The sequence below is a fragment of the Microcystis sp. BLCC-F209 genome, from assembly GCF_041928595.1.
GTDB lineage: Bacteria > Cyanobacteriota > Cyanobacteriia > Cyanobacteriales > Microcystaceae > Microcystis.
Genome location: NZ_JBHFLL010000334.1, coordinates 1 through 5791 on the forward strand (window position 1 = coordinate 1; position 5791 = coordinate 5791).

The 5791-nt window shown below is 45.4% G+C and carries 5 protein-coding genes; 4 read left to right on the plus strand and 1 reads right to left on the minus strand.

Annotation, left to right across the window (positions count from 1 at the left end; genetic code table 11):
- Positions 1-2469: acetate--CoA ligase family protein (locus ACE1AQ_RS22390; RefSeq protein WP_374809247.1), on the minus strand; the 2469-nt coding region annotated here is incomplete at its 3' end.
- Between the two features lie 333 nt (positions 2470-2802).
- On the opposite strand from ACE1AQ_RS22390, the gene gcvH reads away from it, so the two are divergent.
- From gcvH to ACE1AQ_RS22410, 4 genes are all read left to right on the plus strand, one after another.
- Positions 2803-3198: a glycine cleavage system protein GcvH gene (gene gcvH / locus ACE1AQ_RS22395; protein ID WP_002737085.1), complete on the plus strand. Its 396-nt coding sequence runs from the start codon at positions 2803-2805 to the stop codon at positions 3196-3198.
- Between the two features lie 159 nt (positions 3199-3357).
- Positions 3358-4530 carry a molybdopterin-synthase adenylyltransferase MoeB gene (moeB, locus tag ACE1AQ_RS22400; protein WP_108937030.1) on the plus strand — a complete coding sequence of 391 codons (1173 nt, stop codon included), beginning with the start codon at positions 3358-3360 and terminating at the stop codon, positions 4528-4530.
- Positions 4531-4708: 178 nt separating this feature from the next.
- Positions 4709-5296 carry a hypothetical protein gene (locus tag ACE1AQ_RS22405; RefSeq protein ID WP_106908205.1) on the plus strand — a complete coding sequence of 196 codons (588 nt, stop codon included), beginning with the start codon at positions 4709-4711 and terminating at the stop codon, positions 5294-5296.
- 72 nt (positions 5297-5368) lie between these two features.
- Positions 5369-5791 (plus strand): type IIL restriction-modification enzyme MmeI (locus ACE1AQ_RS22410; RefSeq protein ID WP_374809250.1); only part of this gene is annotated, 423 nt, incomplete at its 3' end.

A 5791-nucleotide genomic window follows, 5' to 3' on the forward strand; every position in this document is an offset into this window, starting at 1 on the left:
TAAGCGTCCTATAGCGATAATTTCTGGCTCTTCCGTCTGATCGTTATTAATCTCTACCACTAAGCTCATTACTCGATCGTAGTCGATAAAACAAATGCGCGTAAGACGATCATAAGCGGTTTGGCGATCGAGATTGACAAGATGAAAATAACGATAATAAATGGTTTCTTCCGAGAGATAATGGTGAAATTGTCGCACTAAAGGCTCATCCGCTGCCCGAATCGGACGAATTAGCACTTTTAAGCCTCTTTTCGTCGTCCAAGGCCCTATATAATGTTCGGGATAGGGACGAATCGCCGGATGAGATAACTTTTCTGGGGGTGTAGTTCGAGGATGAAGAAGGATAGAAGCGGAAAGAGCGATTAATTGCTCTGAATCGGCAAAAAAGGGATTAATATCGATAGTTTTAATGCGAGGTTGTTCACTGACCAGGTGACTAAATCTAACGATTATTTGCTCTAAATTCGCTAAATTAAGCGATTTAAGCCCATTTGTCCCGTGAAAAGCCCGATAAATCTTGGTTTTTTCTAAAAGTCGGCGCGCGAGATTAGTATTTAAAGGAGGTAGAGCGGTGGCGTAATCTTGAAAAATATCGACTAAACGGCCACCAGTACCGAAAATTATCACCGGTCCGCACTGATCATCGTAATTAGAGCCGATAATTAACTCATATCCTCGATCGATTTCTAACATCGGTTGAATACTCACCCCGAGAAAATGCTCCCCACCCACTTGTGCGGTAATATTAGCTTCGATCGCCTGATATGCTTGTGCGACTGCCCTAGGGGAAAAAAGCGGCCATTGTACCCCACCCACCGCACTTTTATGGATAATCGTCTGGGAATACAGTTTCATCACCACGGGATAACCGAGAGATTCAGCGAGATTAACTGCTTCTGCGGCACTTTCAGCAATTTTAGTGACAATAACAGGGATTCCATAAGCTTTGAGTATATCTAAAGACTCTGGCTCACTGAGAATTGTTCTATCCCCTACTTGCTCGATAATCTGGCTAACTAAAACTCGATCGGAGCCATTTTCCCTGGAATTGGTTAAAATTGGCGTTTGATAAAGACCGCGCAGATTCTCCTCATATTTCCAGAGCAAATTAAACACCCGGGCTGCCGAATCGGGATAGCGATAGGTGGGGATACCTTGCTGATTTAATAACGCTACCCCCTCTGCAATGCCCTCTCCCCCCATCAAACTTGCTAAAATGGGTTTTGTGCTATTTTGAGCGATTGAGGCAATTCTAAGGGCAATTTCTCGCAGATCAGTGTTAAAGCGAGGCGAGAGAATCATCAACACCGCGTCGGTATGTGCATCCGCTAAAGCGATCTCTAGGGCGCGAGCGTAGCTATCGGGATCGCTGCTGCGACGCAGATCGATGGGATTTTGGGGGACGATATCCGCGGGAACAAGAGGCGCTAGTTTTCCGATCGTTGCGGGGGTAAGGGTTGCCAGTTGTCCATCTTCCGCCAGTAAAGCCGAGGCCGCTAAAAGAGCGGGAGCAACACCATTGCTGATGATTGTCAAGCGTTTTCCCCGGGGAAATCGGGGAATTTTCGCTAAAACTTGCGTGATATTCAAGAGATCGGCCAGTCTGTGTACTTCTACAATGCCACAGCGAGCAAAGGCAGCGGAGAGAGTTAGCTGATCGCTGGTCAATTTGCCAGCATGGGAAAGAGAAGTGGGGTCAAAGTCGGTACTGTGGCGACTAATAGCGATAATTGGTTTATTTAGGGCAACTTCTCGGGCCGAGGACAGAAAAGAGCGGGCATTATTCAGGGATTCCAGGTAGATAACGATGCTTTTGGTTTGGGGATCGTCTCCTAAATAATAGAGTAATTCGCCCCAATCCACATCTAAAAGGACTCCGAGGGAGATAAAGTGACTAAAACCGACATTTTCGCTTAAACTCCAATCAAGCACGGCGGCAGCGATCGCCCCACTTTGACTAATCAGGGCAATTGAACCGGTTTTCGGCAGGATGGGGGAAAAGGTGGCGTTAAGATTTTGGCTTATATTGCAGATTCCTGAGCTATGGGGACCGATGATGCGTAATTTTTGACCAGCGATCGCTTTAATTTCCCTAAGTAAATTTTCCCCCATCTGGCCAGTTTCCCGAAAACCCGTGGAGAGAATCAGGGCGCATTTAACCTGTTTTTCGACAGATTGGGCGATAATAGCGGGAATTTCGGGAGCGGGGGCGGTGATAATTACCAGATCGATCGCCGCCTGGATAGCTGGTAAACTGCTATAGCTGGGAAGATCGAGCCGGTTTTCGGGGTGAGGATTAACTAGATAAAGACGGTGCTGACCGGGATTATGATGGAGATTATTTAAAAGAGTGCGATCGAGTTGGGGATTTTGGCGATTAAATCCCACCACAGCGATGTTTTTTGGCTCAAAAAAGGCTCTTATGGTTTGATGTTCGCCACCGCGAGGCTCTAAGATGGAATTTAACATAAGTGGGTGGGTGGAATTAAATATAAGATCAACGTAGGTTGGGTTGAAGCATGAAACCCAACGCCCGATTATGTTACGCTACCGCTAACCCATCCTACAAATAATTGTGCCTCCCTACTTAAGTAGGCTAGGAGGTATTTAAACCGGTTATTGTTCCAGTGTTCCGGTGTTCCCCGATCAACCTAGACCAATTTTAGCTGTTTAATCAGGGTTCGATCGGTGTAATTAATTTTGTCTAGGTAGCGATCGGCAATAAAACATCCCCACCCGATGAACATTTTCCCCAAGAGATCTAGTAAACTAACTGATGCTGTAAATATTTAGAGACAGACGATGGAACTGGAATATCCCGAGGATTTGAGATACCTAGAAACCCACGAATACGTCAGACTCGAAGGTGAAATCGCTACCTTGGGAATTAGTGCTTTTGCCGTCGATCAATTGGGTGATATCGTGTTTCTAGAATTGCCCGAATTGGGAGAGGCGCTGGAAGTAGGTAGTAGTTTCGGCACGATTGAATCGGTAAAAGCGGTAGAAGATCTTTATCCTCCCGTCTCGGGAACCGTAGTCGATCGCAATCAAGCGATGATTGACTCCCCCGAATTAATTGCCGATGATCCCCACGGGGAGGGTTGGTTATTAAAAGTGCGGGTAGAAAATCCCGATACTGCCTTGGCTGATACCCTCTCCGCTAGTGAATACCGCGCCCAAGTAGCAGGGGAAAGTTAACTAATATTAACAACAGGGAGCCAGACCCTCACACTATCATAGGCATAGAAAGAATTAAAAATCCAGGAAGCGATCGAGTCTTCCTGATTTTTGTCTCTAAATCGTGCTGAGACGAAATTCTTGCCCGAATCGAGTGAGGTTTCACTATTTACCCAATCTATGCTAAATCCTAATCTCGCGGCGATCGAACTTTCCCAAGAGGAGATTCAACGCTACTCTCGACACATTATTCTGCCCGAAGTGGGCTTAGAAGGTCAAAAAAAACTAAAAGCCGCCAGTGTTCTCTGCATCGGCACCGGGGGACTCGGTTCCCCGCTTTTACTCTATCTAGCGGCGGCTGGCATCGGTAGAATCGGTATTGTTGACTTCGATATCGTCGATAGTTCCAATCTGCAACGTCAAATTATTCACGGCACTTCTTGGGTAGGTAAACCGAAAATTGTTTCCGCTAAGGACAGAATTCTAGAAATTAACCCCCATTGTCAGGTGGATTTGTACGAAACCCGCATAAGTTCCGAAAATGCCCTTGACATTTTAGCCCCCTATGATGTAGTCATCGACGGGACGGATAATTTCCCCACCCGTTATCTGACTAATGATGCTTGTGTTCTTCTCGACAAACCCAACGTCTATGGCTCAATTTTCCGCTTTGAAGGACAGGCAACCGTTTTTAACTACCAAGGCGGTCCCAACTACCGCGATCTCTATCCCGAACCGCCACCACCGGGGATGGTTCCCTCCTGTGCCGAAGGCGGCGTTTTAGGGGTTTTACCCGGAGTAATCGGCACAATTCAAGCCACAGAAGCCATTAAAATTATCCTCGGCGCTCCGGATACCCTCAGTGGTCGTTTACTGCTTTACAATGCTTGGGAAATGAAATTCCGCGAGTTAAAATTGCGTCCGAATCCCATCCGTCCCGTCATTGAAAAACTAATTGATTACGAACAATTCTGCGGTATCCCGCAAGCGAAAGCACAAGAAGCGGCAGAACAGCAAAAAATGACAGAAATGACCGTAGTAGAGTTAAAAGCACTACTTGACAGCAATGCCAATGATTACATTCTCATCGATGTGCGTAATCCCAACGAGTACCAAATCGCTAAGATTCCCAACTCGGTGTTAATTCCCCTACCCGATATCGAGAATGGTGCGGCAATTCCCAAAATTAAGGAATTAGTCAACGGTTATCGTCTTATCGCCCATTGTAAGATGGGGGGACGTTCCGCTAAAGCCCTCGCTATCCTCAAAGAGGCAGGTATCGAAGGAATTAACGTCAAAGGTGGCATCAGTGCCTGGAGTCGCGAAGTCGATTCCACCGTACCAGAATACTAATTTTAGCCCTTGGGTTTTGGGGTTTTGGGTTTTGGGGTATTAGTCAAATTCCCCCATCACCCCATTCCCCCATCTCCCCACTTCATAATTCCCTTCCCCCATCTCTGTGTTCCCTGTTCTCTGTGAATCTGTTAAGATCGTGGCGAGTTAGCCTTAAAATCTTCGGTGTGAGCAAACAATGAAAAACTATATTAAACAAATTGCTAGTTGGAGCGCGATCGCTACTATTTCCCTTGGCTTAGTAGAAATGAACCGAGCAGCGATCGCATTTGGCAACAATAATCAATTCAGTGCCTGTATCAGTCAGATTGTCGGCACGGGAGTGAGTCCCCAAGATGCTGCCACCGCTTGTTCAGAAGCATTAATTCCTAAAGAATTATCCCGCTGTGTGGTGATGATTAAATCCAAAACCCCGATCGATGGTAATCTGGCTCTGCAAGCTTGTTTTCAAGTGCGTCGTCCTATTGACCTAGGTCACTGTGTGGTCGATATCCATCGCGCTGCCCCCTTATTTGCCACTAATTCCCTCAAACAAACGGAAACAGAAACAGCAAAGGAACCCGATAAATTAGGGATTTCTCAACAGGTTTTGGATTCCTGTCGTCAAAGTTTATTACCCGGTCGCTTTTCTGAGTGCGTTATCGCTGTCAGTCGTGGTGTGGACAAAAATAACCCGTCCCAAGCTTTACAAACCTGTTTAAGTGCCGAGGATTTCCCCAGGGATCTATTCCCCAGTTATCCCCAAAATCAAGACCAGAAGCCTTAATCAAGATTATTTCCACGAATGTGCTAGAATCCCTACCCAGACTCATAGGGGGGTAGGGAAGGAATTAAAACTATGCCTTTAAGTTGGAATGAAATAAAAAATCGCGCCATCGCTTTTCAAAAAGAGTGGGAAGGAGAGACTTCAGAAAAAGCAGAATCTCAATCTTTTTGGAATGAGTTTTTTCATGTCTTTGGCATTTCACGGCGTAGGGTGGCCAGTTTTGAGCAACCGATAAAAAAAGCCGATAATAAACAGGGTTTTATTGATTTACTTTGGAAAGGAACGATTCTAGTTGAGCATAAATCGAAGGGGAAAGATTTAGAAAAAGCCACACAACAGGCTAAGGATTATTTCCCCAATTTAAAGGAACATGAGTTACCGCGTTATATTTTAGTCTCGGATTTTCAACGGTTTAAATTATATGATTTAGATTCAGGCAATCAATGGGAATTTGAATTAAGTAATTTTGTTGATAATGTTCATTTATTTGATTTT

Coding starts and splice junctions, on each gene's coding strand:
- gcvH (WP_002737085.1), top strand. CDS start 2,803: ATGGAACTGGAATATCCCGAGGATTTGAGATACCTAGAAACCCACGAA.
- moeB (WP_108937030.1), top strand. CDS start 3,358: ATGCTAAATCCTAATCTCGCGGCGATCGAACTTTCCCAAGAGGAGATT.
- ACE1AQ_RS22405 (WP_106908205.1), top strand. CDS start 4,709: ATGAAAAACTATATTAAACAAATTGCTAGTTGGAGCGCGATCGCTACT.